Annotated in this window: 17 protein-coding genes; 16 read left to right on the forward strand and 1 reads right to left on the reverse strand. The window is 61.5% G+C overall.

From position 1 onward, the window contains the following. Positions 1-84: 84 nt before the first annotated feature. The 14 genes from fabF to AC6I1V_RS05660 all read left to right on the forward strand — a co-directional run bounded on the left by fabF (position 85) and on the right by AC6I1V_RS05660 (position 16,250). Positions 85-1,335: a beta-ketoacyl-ACP synthase II gene (fabF, locus tag AC6I1V_RS05595; RefSeq protein ID WP_302552131.1), complete on the forward strand. Its 1,251-nt coding sequence runs from the start codon at positions 85-87 to the stop codon at positions 1,333-1,335. 55 nt (positions 1,336-1,390) lie between these two features. Continuing rightward, on the forward strand, positions 1,391-2,629 hold the full coding sequence (glyA, locus tag AC6I1V_RS05600) for a serine hydroxymethyltransferase (RefSeq protein WP_302552130.1): 1,239 nt from the start codon (positions 1,391-1,393) through the stop codon (positions 2,627-2,629). 314 nt (positions 2,630-2,943) lie between these two features. Then, a complete protein-coding gene (locus tag AC6I1V_RS05605; RefSeq protein WP_302552129.1) occupies positions 2,944-3,441 on the forward strand; it encodes a deoxycytidylate deaminase in 498 nt (165 codons plus the stop codon). Further along, a complete protein-coding gene (gene ribD, locus AC6I1V_RS05610; RefSeq protein ID WP_482333339.1) occupies positions 3,438-4,577 on the forward strand; it encodes a bifunctional diaminohydroxyphosphoribosylaminopyrimidine deaminase/5-amino-6-(5-phosphoribosylamino)uracil reductase RibD in 1,140 nt (379 codons plus the stop codon). The genes AC6I1V_RS05605 and ribD overlap by 4 nt, the downstream gene beginning before the upstream one ends. After that, positions 4,562-5,224: a riboflavin synthase gene (locus AC6I1V_RS05615; RefSeq protein WP_337431333.1), complete on the forward strand. Its 663-nt coding sequence runs from the start codon at positions 4,562-4,564 to the stop codon at positions 5,222-5,224. Before ribD ends, AC6I1V_RS05615 begins: the two co-directional genes overlap by 16 nt. Positions 5,225-5,252: 28 nt before the next feature. Then, on the forward strand, positions 5,253-6,479 hold the full coding sequence (locus AC6I1V_RS05620) for a bifunctional 3,4-dihydroxy-2-butanone-4-phosphate synthase/GTP cyclohydrolase II (RefSeq protein ID WP_302552126.1): 1,227 nt from the start codon (positions 5,253-5,255) through the stop codon (positions 6,477-6,479). Between the two features lie 57 nt (positions 6,480-6,536). Next, positions 6,537-7,007, forward strand: coding sequence for a 6,7-dimethyl-8-ribityllumazine synthase (gene ribH, locus AC6I1V_RS05625; protein ID WP_302552125.1), 471 nt, complete (start codon positions 6,537-6,539; stop codon positions 7,005-7,007). A gap of 480 nt (positions 7,008-7,487) precedes the next feature. Then, positions 7,488-7,982: a transcription antitermination factor NusB gene (nusB, locus tag AC6I1V_RS05630; protein WP_302552124.1), complete on the forward strand. Its 495-nt coding sequence runs from the start codon at positions 7,488-7,490 to the stop codon at positions 7,980-7,982. A 75-nt stretch (positions 7,983-8,057) separates the two neighbouring features. Next, positions 8,058-10,568, forward strand: a complete 2,511-nt coding sequence (leuS, locus tag AC6I1V_RS05635) for a leucine--tRNA ligase (RefSeq protein ID WP_497736926.1) — start codon at positions 8,058-8,060, stop codon at positions 10,566-10,568. Then, entirely contained in the window at positions 10,568-11,125 is a 558-nt protein-coding gene (lptE, locus tag AC6I1V_RS05640) for an LPS assembly lipoprotein LptE (RefSeq protein ID WP_337431336.1), read from the forward strand. The genes leuS and lptE overlap by 1 nt, the downstream gene beginning before the upstream one ends. 30 nt (positions 11,126-11,155) lie before the next feature. Further along, the gene (gene holA, locus AC6I1V_RS05645; RefSeq protein ID WP_486853705.1) at positions 11,156-12,133 is read left to right on the forward strand and encodes a DNA polymerase III subunit delta; all 978 of its coding nucleotides are present in this window, start codon (positions 11,156-11,158) and stop codon (positions 12,131-12,133) included. Positions 12,134-12,200: 67 nt separating this feature from the next. Next, complete coding sequence (locus AC6I1V_RS05650) at positions 12,201-12,881, forward strand: JAB domain-containing protein (RefSeq protein ID WP_486853704.1); 681 nt, start codon at positions 12,201-12,203, stop codon at positions 12,879-12,881. A gap of 152 nt (positions 12,882-13,033) precedes the next feature. Further along, a complete protein-coding gene (lon, locus tag AC6I1V_RS05655) occupies positions 13,034-15,388 on the forward strand; it encodes an endopeptidase La (RefSeq protein WP_486853708.1) in 2,355 nt (784 codons plus the stop codon). A 667-nt stretch (positions 15,389-16,055) separates the two neighbouring features. After that, complete coding sequence (locus AC6I1V_RS05660) at positions 16,056-16,250, forward strand: hypothetical protein (protein ID WP_497736927.1); 195 nt, start codon at positions 16,056-16,058, stop codon at positions 16,248-16,250. Positions 16,251-16,795: 545 nt separating this feature from the next. Here AC6I1V_RS05660 and mgtE read toward each other — a convergent pair. Further along, positions 16,796-18,241 (reverse strand): magnesium transporter, encoded by a 1,446-nt coding sequence (gene mgtE / locus AC6I1V_RS05665; RefSeq protein WP_308771469.1) that lies wholly within the window; start codon positions 18,239-18,241, stop codon positions 16,796-16,798. A gap of 294 nt (positions 18,242-18,535) precedes the next feature. Between mgtE and nadC the strand changes: the two genes are divergently transcribed. Continuing rightward, positions 18,536-19,435, forward strand: coding sequence for a carboxylating nicotinate-nucleotide diphosphorylase (nadC, locus tag AC6I1V_RS05670; RefSeq protein ID WP_302552116.1), 900 nt, complete (start codon positions 18,536-18,538; stop codon positions 19,433-19,435). Then, the gene (locus AC6I1V_RS05675) at positions 19,432-20,481 is read left to right on the forward strand and encodes a quinolinate synthase (protein ID WP_486853703.1); all 1,050 of its coding nucleotides are present in this window, start codon (positions 19,432-19,434) and stop codon (positions 20,479-20,481) included. The genes nadC and AC6I1V_RS05675 overlap by 4 nt, the downstream gene beginning before the upstream one ends. Positions 20,482-20,706 lie beyond the last annotated feature (225 nt).

The following is a 20,706-nucleotide window of genomic DNA, read 5'->3' on the forward strand; positions in this document are numbered from 1 at the left end:
TTCCTGCTGCGCCAGAGTATTCTACCGGGCGTCTTGTGATCAGATCATAAGGCGCTCGACCACTTTTTGCTTCATGAGGGAATTATGAGCCGTAAACGCGTTGTTGTAACCGGTCTCTCTGCGCTGACGCCGCTCGGCGGCAACGTCACCGAAAGCTGGGATAACCTTCTTGCGGGGAAATCGGGCATCGGGCCCATCACCCTCTTTGACGCCTCCGGCTTTGATTCCCGCATTGCCGGCGAAGTCAAAGGATTCAACCCCGAAGCCTACGGCGTCCCCGCCAAGCAGGCCCGCCGGATGGATCGTTTCGTCCAGTTCGCCGTCGCCGCGGGCAACATGCTGATGGAACATTCCGGCCTCGTCATCAATGACGACAACGCCGGCCGGGTCAGCGTCATCCTCGGCGTGGGGCTCGGCGGCCTGCACACCATCGAAGTGTTCCACTCCCGCCTCGTCGAGGCCGGGCCGGGCAAGGTTTCCCCCTTCATGATCCCCATGCTGATCTCCAACATGGCTCCGGGCCAGCTTGCCATCGCCATAGGCGCCAAGGGTGCGAACATGGTGCTCACCAGCGCCTGCGCTTCAGGCACCCACGCCATCGGCGCGGCCTATACCGAGATCGTCATGGGCCGCTGCGACGTCTGCATCTCCGGCGGCGTGGAAGCGACCGTCACGCCTATGGGCATTTCCGGCTTTACCGCGCTGAAGGCGCTCTCCACCGCGCACAACGACGATCCCGAAAAGGCTTCCCGCCCCTTTGACAAGGATCGCGACGGCTTCGTCATGGGCGAAGGCGCGGGCCTGCTCATGCTGGAAAGCCTTGAGCACGCTCAGGCGCGCGGCGCGACCATCTACGCCGAAATCATCGGCACGGGCTCGTCCGACGACGCCTTCCACATGACCGCCCCCCGCGACGACGGCGAAGGCATGGTCGCCGCCATGCAGCGCGCCATCGCCGACGCGGGCGTCAGCCCCGACGTGGTTGACCACATCAACGCGCACGCCACCTCCACCCACCTCGGCGACATCTGCGAAACCGGCGCCATCAAGCAGGTGTTCGGCGAACGCGCCTATCAGATTGCCATCTCCGCGACCAAGTCCCAGACCGGCCATCTGCTTGGGGCCGCCGGCGGCGTTGAGGCCGTGTTCTCCGTGCTTGCCCTGCATACCGGCTATGTCCCCGGCACGATTAACTATGAGACGCCCGATCCGGAATGCGATCTCAACTGCATGACCGACGGCGCCAAGAAGCTTGACCCGCAGTACGCGCTCTCGAACTCTTTCGGTTTCGGCGGTACGAACGGCAGCATCCTGTTCAAGAAGTTCACGGCGTAAGCCCTTTCCAAGCAAGTTACGCGGTTGCATCTCTAAACTTTCATCGGAGCGTCCAATGGACCATATTCTTCTTGAAGATCCCGAACTGGCACGCGCTTTCCTGCTGGAAAGCGATCGGCAGATGAGCAAGCTGGAGCTTATCGCCTCCGAAAACTTCGTCTCTTCCGCCGTTCGGGAAGCGCAGGGGAGCGTCTTCACGCATAAGTACGCCGAAGGCTATCCGGGCAAGCGGTACTACGGCGGCTGCGAATTCGTCGACATCGCCGAAAACCTTGCCATCGAACGCGCCAAGCAGCTGTTCGGCTGCGGCTACGTCAACGTGCAGCCCCACTCCGGCAGCCAGGCGAACATGGCCTCCTACTTCGCGCTGGCCAAGCCCGGCGATACCATCCTGGGCATGAACCTGTCCCACGGCGGCCACCTGACGCACGGCAGCCCCGTGAACTTCTCCGGCCGCCTGTTCAACGTGGTTTCCTACGGCGTGGACAAGGACACTTGCCTCATCGACTATGAAGAGGTACGCCGCCTCGCCCACGAGCACCGCCCCGCGGTCATCGTGGCGGGCGCCAGCGCCTACCCCCGCACCATCGACTTCGCCAAGTTCCGCGCCATCGCCGATGAAGTGGACGCCAAGCTGCTTGTGGACATGGCCCACATCGCCGGCCTTGTGGCCGCCGGGCTCCATCCCTCCCCCATCGGGCACGCCCACGTCACCACGACCACGACCCACAAGACCCTGCGCGGCCCCCGCGGCGGCATGATCCTGTCCGACGAATCCTTCGGCAAGACGCTCAACAGCCAGATTTTCCCCGGCATTCAGGGTGGCCCGCTCATGCACATCGTCGCTGCCAAGGCCGTGGCCTTCGGCGAAGCCCTGCGCCCCCGCTTCAAGGATTATCAGGCGCAGGTGCTCAAGAACACCGCGACGCTGGGTGAAGAGCTCAAAAACGCCAAGTTCGACCTCGTTTCCGGCGGCACGGACAACCATCTGCTGCTCGTCGACCTGACCAACAAGGACATCACCGGCAAGGACGCCGAACACGCCCTCGACGCCGCCGGCATCACCGTCAACAAGAACACCGTGCCCTTTGAGACCCGCTCCCCGTTCGTGACCTCCGGCATCCGTATCGGAACGCCCGCGCTCACGACCCGCGGGTTCCGCGAACAGGACATGGTCAAGGTGGCGGGCTGGATCGACGCCGCCATCGCCAACGCCGGCAACGAAACCCGCCTTGCCGAAATCAGCAAGGAAGTCGCCGCTTTTGCACGGCAGTTCCCGCTGTTCGCCTGGTAGTTTTGCAGGGCCCTGCCCTGCACCCGCCGGGCTGCCGCCCGAACCCGCCCGGGGGGAATCATTCCCCCCGGACCCCCTCGGTGACGGGTACGCGCCGTTTCCGAAGGTAATACAAGCTATTGCTTGCTTCTTAAAAGCTCTTCAAACGGCGTTGCCGTTTGAAGAGCTGATAGGCGCCCCCTCCCGTGGCGTCTCCGTTTTTGCCGGGGTCCGGGGTGCGGCTCGCACCCCGGGCGGGGTCAAGGGGCCGCGGCCCCTTGCCGCCGGAGGCCCTCCCCGTCCCCCGCTCTTTCATTTTACAGAAGGATACCTTTATGTCCCGCGTCGCTTGGCCCGACTACTTCATGAACATCGCCCACCTCGTGGCGGAGCGCTCGACCTGCCTGCGCCGCAGGGTCGGGGCCGTAGCCGTCAAGGACAAACGCATCCTCGCCACCGGCTATAACGGCGCACCGTCCAAGGTGGCGCATTGCCTCGATATCGGCTGTCTGCGCGAACAGCTCGGCGTGCCTTCCGGCCAGCGGCATGAAATCTGCCGGGGCCTCCACGCGGAACAGAACGTCATCATTCAGGCTGCGGTGCATGGCATTTCCCTTGCCGGGGCTGAAGTCTACTGTACGCATCAGCCTTGCCTCATCTGCTCGAAAATGCTCATCAACTGCGGCATCACCAAAATCTGGTACGCATCGGGCTACCCTGACGAGCTCGCCATGCAGATGCTGAACGAAGCGGGCATCACGCTCGAACTCCTTCCCCTGCGTCCTACGCCGGATGGCTGCGGGCATACGGGCACCTCAGGAGAAAGCGCATGAGCCACCCGTACGAATCGTTCATGCGGGAAGCCGCCGGGCTCGCGGAACGCGGCCGCTGGGCCGCCGCACCCAATCCCACGGTGGGGGCCGTGCTTGTCCGTGACGGCATTGTCGTCGCCAGAGGCTGGCATACCGCTTACGGCAAGAGCCATGCGGAAGTGGAGTGCCTCAGGGACGCCGAGGCCAAAGGCGTCGATCCTTCGGCCTGCACGCTGGTCGTCACGCTTGAGCCCTGCAACCACCAAGGAAAAACCCCGCCCTGCACGGAAGCGGTGATAGCGGCGGGCATCCGCCATGTGGTCATCGGCCTGCGCGATCCCAACCCCAAGGCGGCGGGCGGCATGGAACGCCTCGCCGAAGCGGGCGTGAAGGTGGAGGCGGGCGTGTGCGAAGAGCTGTGCCGGGATCTGGCCGCCGATTTCCTGATCTGGCAGACCACGAAACGCCCCTATGTCATATTGAAGCTCGCCATGACGCTGGACGGGCGCATCGCCACCCGCACCGGGCATTCCCGCTGGATTACCGGAGAAACGGCCCGCCGTCAGGTGCATGAACTCCGCGCCAATGTGGGGCGGGCCGGGGGCGCCGTCCTCGTCGGCGGCAATACGCTCCATACCGACAACCCTTTGCTGACCGCAAGGCTTGACGGGCCGGTCGAACGCCAGCCGCTGGCGGTATCCATTTCATCGCGCGTGCCCGCGCCCGACTCGCTGCTGCTGTTCAAGGAACGCCCCACGGAAACGATTTTCTTCACCACGGCGTCCGGGGCCGCCACACCGCGCGCGGCGCAGCTCCGCGAGCGCGGCGTCCGCATCTTGGGCCTTGACCGCTGGAAAAGCGGCGAGGATCTTGTGCAGATCCTTGAATACCTGCGTCAGGAAGCGGGCTGCCCCTACGTGCTGTGCGAAGGCGGGGGGCGCCTTGGCCTCTCCCTGCTGGAAGCCGGGCTCGTCGATGAATTCCATCTCCACATCGCGCCGAAAGTGCTTGGGGACAACGACGCGCGACCGCTCTTCGACGGGCGCACGCCCCTCGAACTGGATGAGGCGCTCTCGCTGCGGTTGGTCAGCATGGAGCCCTGTGGGGAAGACGGACACCTTATATTCAGGCCGGTGCGCGCATGTTCACAGGCATAATCAACGGTCAGGGGAAGCTGCTGGCGGTGGAGTCCCACGGGCACGAAACCCGGTTTCGGATTCAGGCGCTTTATGCGCTCACGGACATTATTTTGGGCGAATCCATTGCCGTCAACGGAACGTGTCTTACAGTAGAAACGTCTGGCCCAAGCCTTTTTTCCGCCTATGCGTCCGCTGAAACCATGCGGCGCACGGCTCTCGGCCTGCTGAAACCCGGCGCCAAGGTCAACCTTGAGCGGGCGCTTGCCGTGGGCGATCGCCTCGGCGGGCATATCGTCAGCGGGCATGTGGACTGTGTGGCTGAAATCCTGTCCGTGCGGCGGGAAGGCGAGTCACGGCGCATCCGCATCGGTTTTCCCGCTTCTTTTGGAGCGGAAGTCATCAGGAAGGGCTCAGTGGCACTTGACGGCGTCAGCCTGACAGTGAATGATTGCGGGCCGGACTTTTTGGAGGTCAACGTCATCCCCGAAACATGGCGGGCAACGACGGCGGCCGAATGGGTTCCGGGCACGCGCATCAATATGGAAACCGACGTCATCGGCAAATATGTCCGCCACATGATGGCCCCCCACCTCGGCCTCGCCTCCGAGGAGGCGAAAACGGGGAAACTGTCGGTTGAATTCCTGCGCGAAAACGGCTTTTTCTGAGGATCAACGAAGCTGAGGACTTTCTATTATGGCTATTTGCAGTGTTGAAGAAGCGGTGGAGGATATCCGGCAGGGCCGGATGATCATTCTTGTCGACGACGAAGATCGGGAAAACGAGGGTGACATCACCATCGCCGCCGAGCATGTGACGCCAGAGGCCATCAATTTCATGGCGAAATACGCCCGCGGCCTGATCTGCCTTCCGCTCGGCCCCAGCCTCGTGGACAAGCTGGAACTCCCGCTCATGACGCAGCGCAACGGCTCCAAGTTCGGCACCAACTTTACGGTGTCCATCGAAGCCCGCAACGGCGTGACCACGGGCATTTCCGCGGCCGACCGCGCCCATACCATCCTCACCGCCGTCGCCGATGGCGTCCGCCCCGAAGATCTGGTGACGCCCGGCCATGTGTTCCCGCTCCGCGCCCAGCCCGGCGGCGTGCTCACCCGCGCCGGACAGACGGAGGGCAGCGTGGATCTCGCCGTGCTCGCCGGGTTGAAGCCCGCCGCCGTCATTTGCGAGATCATGAAAGACGACGGGACGATGGCCCGTATGCCCGATCTGGAGAAATTCGCCGAGGAGCACAACCTCAAAATCGCCGCTGTGCGCGACCTTATCCGCTACCATCTGCGGCACGGCCAGCTCGGCGTGCGCCGCGTGGCCGAAACCAAGCTCCCCTCCCGCTACGGCAACTTCACGATGATCGCCTATGAAAACGATATCAGCGCCGACACCCATGTCGCCATCGTCAAGGGCGACGTGTCCGAAAAGGGCGGCTCCGATCCCGTGCTCGTGCGCGTGCACAGCGAATGCCTGACCGGCGACGCGTTCGGCTCCCTGCGCTGCGACTGCGGCAACCAGCTTGCCGCCGCGCTGACCCGCATTGAAAAGGAAGGGCGGGGTGCGGTCATCTATATGCGTCAGGAAGGGCGGGGCATTGGCCTCGCCAACAAGCTGAAGGCCTACGCCCTTCAGGATCAGGGCTACGACACCGTTGAAGCCAACGAAAAGCTCGGCTTCAAGGCGGATCTCCGCGATTACGGCGTCGGCGCGCAGATCCTGCTGGATCTGGGCATCCGCAAACTCCGCATCATGACCAACAACCCCCGCAAGATCGTCGGCCTGGAAGGCTACGGGCTCGAAATCGTCGGTCGCGAGCCCATTGAGGTGGGCTGCTGCGCCACTAATGAGGATTATATGCGTACCAAGCAGGAAAAGATGGGGCACATGCTCCACGTTTCCGGCAACCGTAAGTAACGAACGGCGCGCCGCATCCCGAAATGCGGCGCCTTACCCCATACAGACGAGGCTCCCATGAACCAAATCAAGACCATCGACGGGCATCTCAACGCGGCGGACCTCAAATTCGCCATCCTTGCAACACGATTCAATGATTTCATCGTGGATCGCCTCATCAGCGGCGCGGTGGACTATCTGATCCGTCATGGCGGATCGGAAGAAAACCTCACCATCGTCCGCGTTCCCGGCGCGTTTGAAATGCCCCTCGCCTGCAAGAAGCTGGCGGCTTCCGGCAAATACGACGGCATCGTCGCCGTCGGCGCCGTCATCCGGGGCGGGACGCCTCATTTTGATTTCGTGGCGACCGAAGCCACCAAGGGCCTTGCCCATGTGTCCCTCGAAAGCGGCGTGCCGGTGGGCTTCGGCCTGCTGACTACGGACAACATCGAGCAGGCCATCGAACGCGCGGGCACCAAGGCCGGCAACAAGGGCGTTGAAGCCGCCGCCGCCGTCCTTGAGACCGTCCGCGTGTTGCAGCAGATTTAAGGGGAAAAAGCTGTGGGAGGCGTCCATCAAAGCGCCTCCCTTTCCTCCGCGGGCCTTTTTATCGACAGGGAGGTTGTGCGGCGGGAACTTTGCTGTATAAGGCTCTCTTCCGAAAAAACGCGGGCGTTGCCGGGCCATAACAAAACGGCAAGCTCCGGAAGGCTGTGGGAGCCATCCACAGCCGGAACGGTTCCCCGCGATCCGGGGAAAGGCCCGAACGGGTACAGGGCGGCTCTTCCCGAAGAAGAGTTCCCCGCCTCATCCAGACCCGGCGGGCGCGGGGCGGCTTCTGCCAAGCCAACAGGACGGAAGCCCCGGCGAAATGCCCGGCGGGTGCGGAGGCCCCCTGCCGCATACGGAAAGGGCCCGGTTCCCCAATGTCTTGCCGGCGGCGTTTTTCTCCGCTGCCGCGTTGTCTTCCGGGAAGCTCCCGGAAGTTCGTTTTTCCGGCATTCCATCACTTTTGCACGAGGCCACTTCATGTCCAAAAACAGACCCCATGCCCGCCGCGCCGCACGTTCACGCGCGTTTCAGGTGCTGTACAGCCTACAGTTCTCTCCTTCGACCACCCTCGGGGATGTCCGTACCGCATTCCTCGAAATGCCCGATCCCACTGATGCGGATATGGACGAAAACGCCGAAACCCGCGAGGAAAAGCTGTACGGCTTCGCGTGGGAGCTGGTGGAGGGCGTCTGGGCCAACGTCAAAACCCTCGACAGCGTCATCGAACGCTTCTCGCAGAACTGGCGCGTGGATCGGCTCGGCAAGATCGAGCTGACCCTGCTCCGCCTCGCCGTCTTTGAAATGCTGTACCGGGCTGACGTCCCGCCCAAGGTCGCCATCAACGAGGCGCTTGAACTGTCCACCCGCTTCGGCGACGCCAAGGCCAAGAGCTTCATCAACGGCATCCTCGACGCGGCGATCAAGGCTCAGGAAGCCGGTACGCTCACAGTTGCGGGCAAGGCCGACGCCTGATAGATTGGCGGGGTTTGACGCCAACGCGGGCCGGAGGCGATCCGGCCCCCGACTATACAGCAATAAGGATCAGTCATGAGCAAGCCTAAGCGCTATGACCCGGCGGCCATTGAAACCAAATGGCAGTCCCGCTGGGAAAACGAAAAGACCTACGCCTGTCATGTCGACAAGGACAAGAAAAAATACTATGTGCTGGAAATGTTTCCCTATCCTTCAGGGAACCTGCACATGGGCCATGTGCGCAACTACTCCATCGGCGACGTGGTGGCGCGCTTCAAGCGCATGCAGGGGTTCAACGTCATGCACCCCATGGGGTGGGACGCCTTCGGCCTGCCCGCCGAAAACGCCGCCATCAAGCACAACATCCATCCGAGCGTCTGGACGCATGCCAATATCGACAACATGCGCGCCCAGTTGAAGCGCCTTGGCTACTCCTATGACTGGGATCGCGAAGTCGCCACCTGCGATGAGCCCTATTACCGTTGGGAACAGCTTTTCTTCCTGCGCTGGCTGGAAAAGGGCCTTGTCTACCGCAAGAAAGCCTCCCAGAACTGGTGCCCGCACTGCAACACCGTGCTCGCCAACGAACAGGTCGTCGACGGCCTGTGCTGGCGCTGCGATACGCCCGTCGTCCAGAAGGAACTCACCCAGTGGTTCCTCAAGATCACGGATTACGCCGACGAACTGCTCGCCGACCTCTCCAAGCTTGAGGGCGGCTGGCCCGACCGCGTGCTCAGCATGCAGCGCAACTGGATCGGCAAGTCCGTGGGCGCGGAAATCACGTTCCCGCTGGAATCCGGCGAAGGCGACATCAAGGTGTTCACCACCCGCCCCGACACGGTATTCGGCGTGACGTTCATGACGCTGGCCCCTGAGCACCCGCTCGTCGATTCGCTCATCAGCGGCAAGCCCAACGAGGCCGAAGCCCGCGCCTTCATCGAGCGGATCCACAACATGGATCGCATCGACCGCCAGTCCGACAGCCTCGAAAAAGAAGGCGTCTTCACCGGCGCCTACTGCCTCAACCCCTTCACGGGCCGCCAAGTCCCGATCTGGCTCGGCAACTTCGTCCTTGCCGAATACGGCACCGGCGCGGTCATGGCCGTGCCCGCCCACGACCAGCGCGATTTCGACTTCTCCAAGAAGTACGGCATGGAGCGCATCGTGGTCATCCAGCCCGAAGGCGAAGCGCCGCTCACTCCCGAGAGCCTGACCGAAGCCTATACCGCTCCCGGCGTGCTCGTGAACTCCGGCGAATTCAACGGCTTGCACAACGAAGAAGCCAAAAAGGCCATCGCCGACGCGCTGGAAGCGTCCGGCAAGGGCAAGCGCACCACCAACTGGCGCCTCCGCGACTGGAATATTTCCCGCCAGCGTTATTGGGGCGCGCCCATCCCGGTAATCTATTGCGACAAGTGCGGCATGGTTCCCGTGCCCGAAGACCAGCTTCCCGTCCGCCTGCCGCTGGACGTGCAGACGCACCCGGACGGCAAGTCCCCCCTGCCCCATACGCCCGAATTCTACAACTGCACCTGCCCGAAGTGCGGCGGCGCGGCCAAGCGCGAAACCGACACGATGGATACCTTTGTGGAATCCTCGTGGTACTTCGCCCGTTATACCGACGCCCGTAACGACAAGGCCCCCTTCGACATGGAAGCCCTGCGCTACTGGCTGTCCGTAGACCAGTACATCGGCGGCGTGGAGCACGCCATCCTGCATCTGCTCTATGCCCGCTTCTTCACCAAAGTCCTGCGCGATCTCGGCTATTTCCCCAAGGAAATCGACGAGCCCTTCGCCAACCTGCTCACGCAGGGCATGGTTCTGAAGGACGGCAGCAAGATGTCCAAGTCCAAGGGCAACACCGTCGATCCCACGGAGATGATCGCCAAGTACGGCGCGGATACCGTCCGCCTGTTCTGCCTGTTCGCCGCGCCGCCGGAACGCGACTTTGACTGGAGCGATACCGGCATTGAAGGGGCTTCCCGCTTCCTCAACCGTGTCTGGCGCCTGTATGCCGACAGCAGCGAGTTCCTGTCGCCCGTGGGGGCCTGCTCCTCCTCCGCCGCCGACGCGACGACCCCGGCAGCCAAGGAAGTCCGCCTCAAGGAACACCTCACCGTCAAGAAAGCCGGCGAAGACATCGGCAACCGCTACCAGTTCAACACCGCCATCGCTGCTATTATGGAACTGGTCAATGCGCTGTACCTCGCCAAGGACGAGCTCGCAGCGACGGAAGAAGGCCGTAAGATCCTGTCCTCCGCCATGGCGACCGTGCTGACGCTTCTGTCCCCCATCACCCCGCACCTGTGCGAGGAATTGTGGGAAGGCCTCGGCCATGCCCGGAGCATCGATCAGGAGCCCTGGCCGGTATGGAAGGAGGACGCCTTGCAGCGCGACGTGCTCACCGTGGTCATCCAGATCAACGGCAAGCTGCGCGGCAAGATCGAAGTCCCCGCCTCCGCTTCCAAGGAAGAAATAGAACGGCTCGCCCTTACGGAACAGAACATCGTCCGCCACCTTGAAGGGCTCACCGTCCGCAAGGTTGTGGTCATTCCCGGCAAACTCGTCAACGTGGTGGCCAACTGATGAACAGACCGCACCCGGATTCGGCGCATGCAGGGCATGGACGCCTGTACAGGCTTGCGGCGGGACTGCTGAGCGGGCTGCTCGCCTGCCTGATGCTGACCGGGTGCGGCTATGTCTGGCGCGGTCAGGAAGGCTCCCTGTCCGAAAACAGCGTGCTCGGCAACGGTTCCAAGACGCTCAGGATCAAAAGCGTGGAACAGACCTCGCTCTATCCTTGGCTGACCTATCAGGTCCGCTCGCTGGTACGGGACGACATCAACGCCCGGAACCTGGCGAAATGGGTGGACAGCGGACAGGCCGACTATACCCTGACCGTGCGCATCCCCAGCTTCAAGGTTCGCAGCTACGGCGAGTACAGAAGCGCCTCACAACTGTATACGGCTACCATCGCTATAGAATTCATCGTCTACGATGGAAAGACCAATACGGAAGTCTGGCGTTCGGGAAACATCTACTACAGTGAAAACTATGAAAACGCCAACGAGGAATCGGCCATCAAGTCCATCCTCGAAATGGCCGTGCGCCGTTGCATGGACGCCTTGCAGCAACGATTCTGACCTGACGGGACAAGGCCGTCGCTTTCGCCTATGACGACACGACCGGGTTTCAGCTTCTGCATATGCCCAGACGGGAAGCTCCTCCGCCAGCAGGTGGAGGAGCTTCTTGGTGCCCATCCCGACGCGGGGCGGGAACGGCATGTTTTCTGGGGCGACGACGAACTGCCGCCCAAATTCTGGGAACTCCTCACGCTCCAAGGGCTTTTTTCCACATCGCGGGTTTTGGTGATGCGCAACGCCCACGCCCTGACCGCCGATGTATGGAAACGCCTTTCCTCCGCGCTCTCCCGCCCCAATCCCCAGACTTGGCCTCTGTTTTGCCTTGAGGCCGCGTGGGAAAAGGGCCAGCCCAAGATCCCCGCGCATATAACCAAACTGCCGTGCTTTACCTTTGCCGACGCCAAGGGCTGGATCTGGCGCTCCCCCGGACTGGAGCCGCGCTCGCTCCGCCGCCACATCCAGATGCGCTCCAAGGCGCTGGGGCTGGATCTGGAGCCGGGCTGCGTGGACATTCTCGCCGAGACGCTTCTTCCTGATGCCGCCGCCGTGGACGCGGAATTGAGCAAGCTCCAACTGCTGGCGGACGGAAAACCGTTGACGCAGGGGCAGGCCCGCAGCGTCAGCCCGACGACCGAATTCAACGTCTTCGCGTTCCTGCGCCAGCTTCAGGCGGGGCAGGCGGCTTCCGTCTGGAAAAGCATCCTTGAGGAAGAATCCAAGGGCGAGGAACCGCTTTTCTATCTACTCGCCATGCTCCAGCGCGAGGCACGCCAGCTCTGGCAAATCCTTGCCGGGGAACAGGTCCGCATGGGCCCGTCCGATCAGCAGGCCAAACAGCAGACGGCCTCCCGCCTCGGCGCCGCCGGGCTTGCCAAGCTCTGGGACGCCATGCACACAGCCGAACTTTCCGTCAAATCGGGAAGGCGCTCCCCAAGCCAGGCGCTGGATGCCCTCATGGGCGATCTGACGCTGCTTTTCACGCCCGCGCAACGCCGTTCCCCCCGCTGACGTTCTTTTTCATTTCTCATGGCTCATCCGGGCTTTTCCCCTTGCTTACCCCGCAGGACTGCTTATTATGTCAACTGATACACCCCACTACGCCGGACATCGTGCCCGGCTGCGCGAGCGTCTTCTCAAAGACAGCACCGCGCTTGCCGATTATGAAATATTGGAACTCTTGCTGGGCTATGCGCTTTTGCGGCGGGATACCAAACCGCTCGCCAAAGAATTGCTCTCCCGGTTCGGGAGTATCCGCGGCGTGTTGGACGCATTGCCCGCCGAGATACAGCAAGTGGACGGCGTGGGGGAAGGTGTCTCGGCTCTTCGGCTCCTGCTTCGGGAAATGATGGCGCGCTACGCCGAAGCGCCGATGCGGGAACGGAAAGTTTTGTGTACGCCCCGCGACGTGGCGCAAATGGTGATCCCCCGGTTGTCCGGTTCTCCCCACGAGGAGCTCTGGACGGCTACCGTCGATGCCCAAAACCGTCTGCTCACCTGGGAGCGGCTGGCGCGGGGGACGGTAGGCATGGTTCCGTGTTATCCGAGGGACATTTTGGAGCGGGTGCTCCAGCGCAAGGCAAGCGGCTTCTTTCTGGTGCACAACCATCCCGGAGGGACGCCGAAGGCTTCGCCCGAGGACATTGAGATGACGAGGAACATCCAGCGCATCGCCACCAGCATGGGGCTGCGCCTGCTCGATCACCTCATCGTAGGCGACGGCGCCTGTTACAGCATACGAGAGGACGGACTGCTCTGAACCACGGGTTCTCCACCGTACTACCTTTTGAGGATACAGCCATGACGTTTGATTCTGATAACGACAACGACGAAAAAAAAGAGGAAACTCCCGCCCGCCGTCGGCGGAGGCCGGCCCGGCGCCGTGTCCCCGCTCAAATACAAGACGAGCAGATGGATGCCTCATCTGAAGAAATTACGCCGGAATTGCAGGAAATTCCATCCACTATGCCCTTGCTTCCACTCCGGGACGTGGTGGTCTTCAACTATATGATCGTGCCCTTGTTCGTGGGGCGCGAACAGTCCGTGCAGGCCGTGGAAGCCGCCGCGACGCACGGACGCCATATTTTCCTCTGCGCCCAAAAAGACGGGCAGGTGGACAACCCCAAAGCGGACGATCTCTACCCGGTCGGCTCCGTGGCGCTCATCCTGCGTCTGCTCAAGATGCCCGACGGGCGCATCAAGGCGCTGGTGCAGGGGGTATCGCGCGCCCGCCTCGTCGACCTGAACGAGAGCGGCCCCTACCTGTCCGCCAATGTTGAGCTGATGCCCGAACCGGAAGCCGTCGCTCCCGAATCGGAACAGGAAGCGCTTATCCGCTTCGCGCGCGAACAGTGCGAGCGTATCCTGTCCCTGCGCGGCATCCCCACCGGGGACATCATGGGCGTTCTCAGCAATGTGAACGAACCCGGACGCCTTTCCGATCTCATCGCCGCCAACCTGCGGCTCAAGATGGAGGAAGCGCAGGAAATCCTCCAGTGCGTCGATCCGATGGATCGCCTGCGCCTCATCATCACGCATCTGGTGCATGAGTCCGAAGTGGCGACCATGCAGATCAAGATCCAGACCTCCGCCCGCGAAGGCATGGACAAGGCACAGAAGGAATATTACCTGCGCGAACAGCTCAAGGCCATCCGCAAGGAGTTGGGCGACGGCCCCGACGCCGACGAGGAACTGGAAGACATCACCAAGGCCATCGAAAAGGCCGGGCTTCCCGCCGACGTGCGCAAAGAAGCCGACAAGCAGCTCAAGCGGCTCGCCACGATGCACGGCGACTCGGCGGAAGCCAGCGTCGTACGCACCTATCTCGACTGGTTGGCGGAATTGCCGTGGAAAAAGATGTCCAAGGATCAGCTTGATATCGTCAAGGCCAAAGACGTGCTGGACGAAGATCACTACGGGCTGGCCAAGATCAAGGACCGCATCCTTGAGTACCTCAGCGTCCGCAAGCTCAACCCCGACTCCAAGGGGCCCATCCTCTGCTTTGCCGGCCCTCCCGGCGTGGGCAAGACCTCGCTCGGCCGCTCCATCGCAAGGGCATTGGGGCGCAAGTTCCAGCGCATCTCCCTCGGCGGGATGCGCGACGAGGCTGAAATCCGCGGACACCGCCGCACATACATCGGGGCCATGCCGGGCCGTATCATTCAGGCGATGAAGCAGGCGGGAACCCGCAACCCCGTCATCGTCCTTGATGAAATCGACAAGCTCGGCAACGACTTCCGGGGCGATCCGTCTTCGGCCCTTCTTGAGGCACTGGATCCGGAACAGAACTTCAACTTCAGCGATCACTACCTGAACGTGCCGTTCGATCTCTCCAAGGTGCTGTTCATCTGTACGGCAAACCATCTGGAGAATATCCCCGGCCCGCTCCGTGACCGCCTGGAAATCATTTCCCTGCCCGGCTATACGCAGCAGGAAAAGCTGGCCATTGCCCGCAAGTACATCCTGCCCAAGGAAATGCACGAAAACGGGCTGAAGGATCGCGAACTGACCTTGCCCGATGCGGCGATGAACCGCATCATCCGCGAATATACCCGTGAGGCGGGCCTGCGCAACCTTGAACGCGAAATCGGAACCGTCTGCCGCAAGATCGCACGGCGGAAAGCGGAAGGAGGCAAGCCTCCTTTCCGTGTGACGGCGGCGGGGCTCCCCCGGCTCCTCGGCGCGCCGATCTTCATCGACGACGAAGCCGAACGCAAGCTCATCCCCGGCGTGGCCCTTGGCCTCGCGTGGACGCCCGCCGGCGGCGAAATCCTCTACATTGAGGTTTCCGCCATCAAGGGCAAGGGCGGGCTCACGCTGACGGGCCAGCTTGGGGACGTAATGAAGGAAAGCGCGCAAGCCGCCCTGACCTATGCCCGCGCCAAGGCCGACGAGCTCGGCATTGCGCCGGATTTCGCCGAGCACACGGACATCCACATCCATGTGCCTGCCGGAGCCACCCCCAAGGATGGCCCCTCAGCCGGCGTCACGCTGGTGACGGCGCTCATCTCCGCGCTGACCGGCAAGGCCGTGCGCGGCGACATCTGCATGACGGGTGAAATCACCCTGCGCGGGCGCGTCCTGCCCGTGGGCGGCATCAAGGAAAAGGTGCTCGCCGGGGTTGCGCGCGGCATCGGCCACGTCATCCTGCCCGCCAAGAACCAGAAGGACTTGGAAGACATCCCGCAGGAGCTCCGCCGCAAGATCGTCGTCCACACAGTGGACAGCATCGACGACGTCCTCCCGCTCGTGTTTGAAAAGAAATAGAAAAGATTGGGGAGGGGAGAGGGAACCTTTCTGGAGAAAGGTTCCCTCTCCCCTCCCCAAACCCCTCTCCTCTCCCTCCCAAGACTTTCATATGGTGGGGAGGCGGCGCGCCGGCTTTCCTGGCTGGAACGGGAAACAGGGCCTTTATACAACGGTTACGTCTTACACGAAAAAGGATCGGCTGCATGACAGCCGATCCTTTTTGCCTTGGCTCTTCATGGTATGTGGTTGTTTCATCTTCACAGTACTGTAAACATACAGCCCTTTTCTCCAGCTTTCCCTTTGGCGGAGTTGATGGCTGAGGCATTTTGTTGTTCATTCCCTTGGAACTTCAAGGAAAAAGGCATCTACCGTTTTCTATGATACGGCCTTTGGCTGTGCCATAGAAAACGGGTAATGTTTTATTTCTTGAAATTTTAGGCTGCATCATTGTTTTACATATAATTATTTGAAATTATTAAAATAATTTTTATAATTTAAAAAATAATTTAGTAATTTCAATAGATTATATAATCAACGACACAACCTAAAGGAATGGTTCTGTTCAAGTTTACGGTTGATAAAGAGAAGTACGCTCCTTTAACCGCCGGAGGCGCGAGCGCCAGCGAGCTTTGAGGGCGTCCCCCGCCGCACGGCAATGCGGCATGGAGGGGCGAGGAGCGGCCAAATGTCCCGCGAAGCGCAATCGAGAGCGGCGAAACCGCGCGAGACGAAGCGCCGCCAGCCGTTGCCGGAGGATGCCTTTCACCGCGCTGGAAGTGCGTCCGCCTTCACGGCAGCGAATGTTCCGCTGAAACAGGGGGCAGATGAGCGCCCTCTGATTGCGTATCAGCCGGAAACTTTAACACAGCCAAAGGAATAAACAATGAGACTGTGTTATAGAAAAGGCTGTCTTTTCACCGTGCTGTGGAGATGAAACAACCACACGCCATGACAGAGCCATAGAAAATGGTTGATGCTTTTTCATTGAAGTTCCAAAGGGATAACCGGCAAAATGCCTTATCAGTGAATCCAGCCAAGGGGAAAATCGAAGAAAAAGGCTGTATTTTCACCGCACTGTGGAAACAAAACAACCATAAACGATAACAGAGCCTTTCTCTTTATCAACCGTAAACTTGAACAGAGCCAACAATAAAATCCCCCAATCATGGAGCCCATCAGCGGAAAAATTGGAGAAAAATAGATATATTTCAGCATATCGCTGATACAAAAACAACCATATGCCATGACAGGGCCTTGCCTTTTCAGGCCCGCCATCCAACGGCGTTTCTCCATAATCAGGGTAAACCGTAATCAAGGATTCGATAAGGATAAAAGTCTTTGGGGTGGAGGGATGGGGGTGTGGGGGAAGGGAGGAGGGCCTTTCTTCAGAAAGGGCCTCCTCCCTTCCCCCACATTCCGCACTTCCTACAACAAAAAAGCGGTAGCCAACCCCAAAAAAATAAAGAAACCAGCGCTGTCCGTAATGGCGGTGAGGAAGATGCTGGAAGCCTGCGCGGGGTCGCGGCCTACGGCACGGAAGATCAAGGGAATGCTGCCGCCCGCCAGCGCGCCGAGCAGCATGTCGCCCATGAGCGCCGCGCCCATGACCATGCCGAGTTCGGGGGATGAGGAGGTGAACCAGACCCCCACGCAGGCCAGCATCGCCATGATCGCCCCGGAAGTAATGCCGATCTTGCCTTCGCGCAGCACGGCAATCCATGCGCGCCTGCGGTCAAATTTTTCCGTGGCAAGCTGGCGGATCATCACGGCAAGGGCCTGCTGCCCGGTGTTCCCGGCCTGATTCGCCACCATCGGCATGAGCACCGCCAGCAGCGCCATGCCAGCAATGGAACCCTCAAACATATAAACCACAAAGGCCGACATCATGGAGGTCAGCATATTCACGATGAGCCACGGCAGACGTATCTGTACCGATTCCAGCCACGGCGTATCCACAGTCTCATCCTGACCGGCGCCCACCATGCCGAGCAGGTCGGCGCTGGCCTCATCCTGCATGATGTCCAGAATGTCGTCGTAGGTCGCCACACCGAGAAGGCGCCCTTCGTAGTCCACCACAGGCATGGCCATGAAATTGTAGTGGCTCATGCGGCGGGCCACTTCCTCGCTCGGCGTGTCGTAACGCACGGCGATCACGTCCTGATCATGCAGGGAATCCCGCAGGATCGTCCCCGGTTTCGACAGCATGAGGTCACGGAGGGAAAATACCCCGACCAGCTTGTCGTCCTCGTCCACCACGTAGGCATAATAGGGGATTTCCATATCCTCTTCCATGCCCCGCCGGATCAGCGAAATGGCTTCGTCCACCGTGATGTCCTGCTCAAGCAGGATGATCTCGGTGTTCATGATGCCGCCCGCCGTATCGGGATCGAACGCCAGCAGGTTGCGGAGCTCTTCGGCGTCGTCGCGGTCAAGGTTGCTCAGGAGGACGTCGCGGTGCCCTTCTTCCAGCTCGTCCAGAACGTCGGCGGCATCGTCGGGCGACATCTCGGCGATGATCTGGGCGGCCTCGTCGGGATCGAGGTTTTCCAGAACGTCGACGGCGACTTCCTCATCAAGCTCGGCGAGGGCCTCGGCCGCTTCGTCGGCAGGCAAATGGCGGAACAGGCAAACCTGCTCCTTGAGGCTCAGGTTTTCCAGATGCTCGGCCATGTCAGCCGGGTGGGAATACTCGGATTCGCCGTCTTCCAAATACTCAATGCACTGGGAGAGGGTACGCTGGCGGGCATTGTCGGCAGGCCCGTCGCCTTTCCTCCCCGGCGTTTCCCCGTTTTTTTTCCGCCCTTTCTCCTCAGGGCTCCGCGCTATGCCGTCCGGGGCTGCCTTTTTCTCTTCGGGGGCCGCATCCGACATGGACCTATCCTCCTCCACCTGAACCGCATAACGCCTCAAGGATGCCAAAGGTTACGATAAAAAACGGAACACGCCTCCAAAACCGGCGTTTCCTCCCGCATTGCCTTTTATCCCGGCCCGTATCCGACGCCTCCTCGAACGGTTGGGAAAAAAAGAGCATCTTGACGAAAACGGATGAGCCACCTAGTAAACGAAAAGGCTTTACGCTGCTGACTCGTTGCCGGATGCGCGCGTCCCGCGCATCCGGCGTTGTACTCAACCCCGTGTAGCACTGCCAAGGATGCGGGACAAGATATGATCCTTCCAGAATTCTCAGAATATTTTCAGGGCGAGGCGCGGACGCACCTTTTATCAATCTTGGAACTCTCCCTCGCCGAGGACGGGCCGGATCTCACCACCGAGGGCGTCTTCAGCCCCGGTGACCGGCTTCAGGCAATTATCGTAGCCAAAGAACAGACGATCATCGCCGGGCTGCCCGTCATCCCGCTGGTCATGGACCTGTGCGCAACGCACCCGGAGGAGCTTTCCTATACGTGGCAGAGCCTTGCCAAGGAAGGGCAAGAGGTCGCCAAGGGTTCCATCGTGGCCCGCATTTCCGGCCCCGCCCGGCAAGTCCTCCGCGCCGAACGCGTGATCCTCAACTTCGTGAGCCACCTCTGCGGCATCGCCAACCTGACGCGCCGCTACGCCGAGAAGCTCGAAGGCACGGGCGTGCGCCTGCTTGATACGCGCAAGACCATGCCGGGCCTGCGCTATCCCGACAAATATGCCGTACTGTGCGGCGGCGGGCACAACCACAGGCGCAACCTCGCCGAAATGCTCATGCTCAAGGACAACCACATCGACGCGGCCGGCTCAATGACGAAGGCCGTCGAACTGCTGCGCAGGCGCTACAACCCTTGCCCGCCCATTGAAGTGGAATGCCGCAACCACGACGAAATCAGCGAGGCCGTCGCCTGCAAGGTCGACCGCATCATGCTCGACAATATGACGCCCGATATGCTCCCCGAAGCGCTGGAAATGATCCCCTCCTCCATCGAAACGGAGATCAGCGGGGGCGTTTCCCTCGACACCATCCGGGCGTATGCCACCGTGAGCACCGTCCGCAAGCCCGACTTCATTTCCGTCGGACGCATCACGCATTCCGCCGTGACCGCCGACCTCAGCATGCGCATTGCGAAGGAATCCCTATGACGACAGCACATCCCTCCAACGACGCCCGCGCCATTGAGGAACTCCGCTCCAAACTCGGCGGCAGGCTGACCATCGTCGGCCACCACTACGAGCAGGAAGACACCATTCGGCACTGCGACTTCCGCGGCGACTCCCTCGAACTGGCCCGGCGCGTCCCCGGCATCGCCTCGGACTACATCGTCTTCTGCGGCGTCTACTTCATGGCGGAATCCGCCGCCCTGCTCGCCCGCGAAGGCCAGCAGGTGCTCCTGCCCGACCATTCCGCCGACTGCGTGATGGCCCAGATGACCCCCGCCCGGCTGCTCGACCGCGTGCTCGGCCGCCTCACCGCATCGGGCCGCAAGCTGGTGCCGCTCGCCTACGTCAACACTTCGCTGGCGGTCAAGGCCGTGGTGGGGCGCTACGGCGGCGCGGTATGCACGTCGGCCAACGCGGAAAAAATGATGGACTGGGCCTTCCGCCAAGGCGACGGCGTGCTGTTCCTGCCGGACAAGAACCTGGCCCGCAATACCGCCCGCAAGCTCGGCATCACCGGACGCGACACGCATATCCTCGATGTACGCAGAACCGGGGAAGCCGTGGATCTCGAAGCGGCGGACAAGGCCGCCCTCGTGCTCTGGCCCGGCCTGTGCGCCATCCATGCCCGCTTCCACCCCGGACAGATTGAGGCCGTGCGCAAGGCCGACCCGTCCTGCAAAGTCATCGTACATCCCGAATGTTCCCCCGAAGTGGTGCGCGCCGCCGATGGGGCGGGCTCCACTACCTACATCATCGAGTATGTCAGGAATGCGCCGGATGGGGCACATATTTATGTCGGAACGGAAATCAATCTGGTGGAACGCCTCGCCCGCGAGCAGGAAGGACGCATCCGTGTGGAACCCCTGCGTTCCAGCGCCTGTTCCAACATGGCGAAAATCACGCCCGGAAAGCTCCGCACCACGCTGGAAGGCATCGTTGCCGGGAACACGGAACCCATCACCGTCCCCAGCGAGGATTCCGCTCCGGCCAAGGCGTCCCTCGAACGCATGCTCGAAGCCTGCGCGTAATTTTTGATGCTTGTTGGAGAAGGGGAGCCCTCCCGGATGAGGGCTTTCCTTCCCCAGCTCCATCGAAGCGGGGCCTTTCCCCCAGTTTCCCGTGGCGGGGAAACCACGCGGCGGGGGTTCCGCCGGACATGCTTCAGCCTATTGAATGCCCTATCCCGAACAGGTTTCAGGGGGCCTTGCCGCCCCCTTTCCTCTATGCACAAAACAAGGTCTTTTCTCAAAAGA

It is taken from the genome of Bilophila sp. T19-St14, from assembly GCF_059728385.1.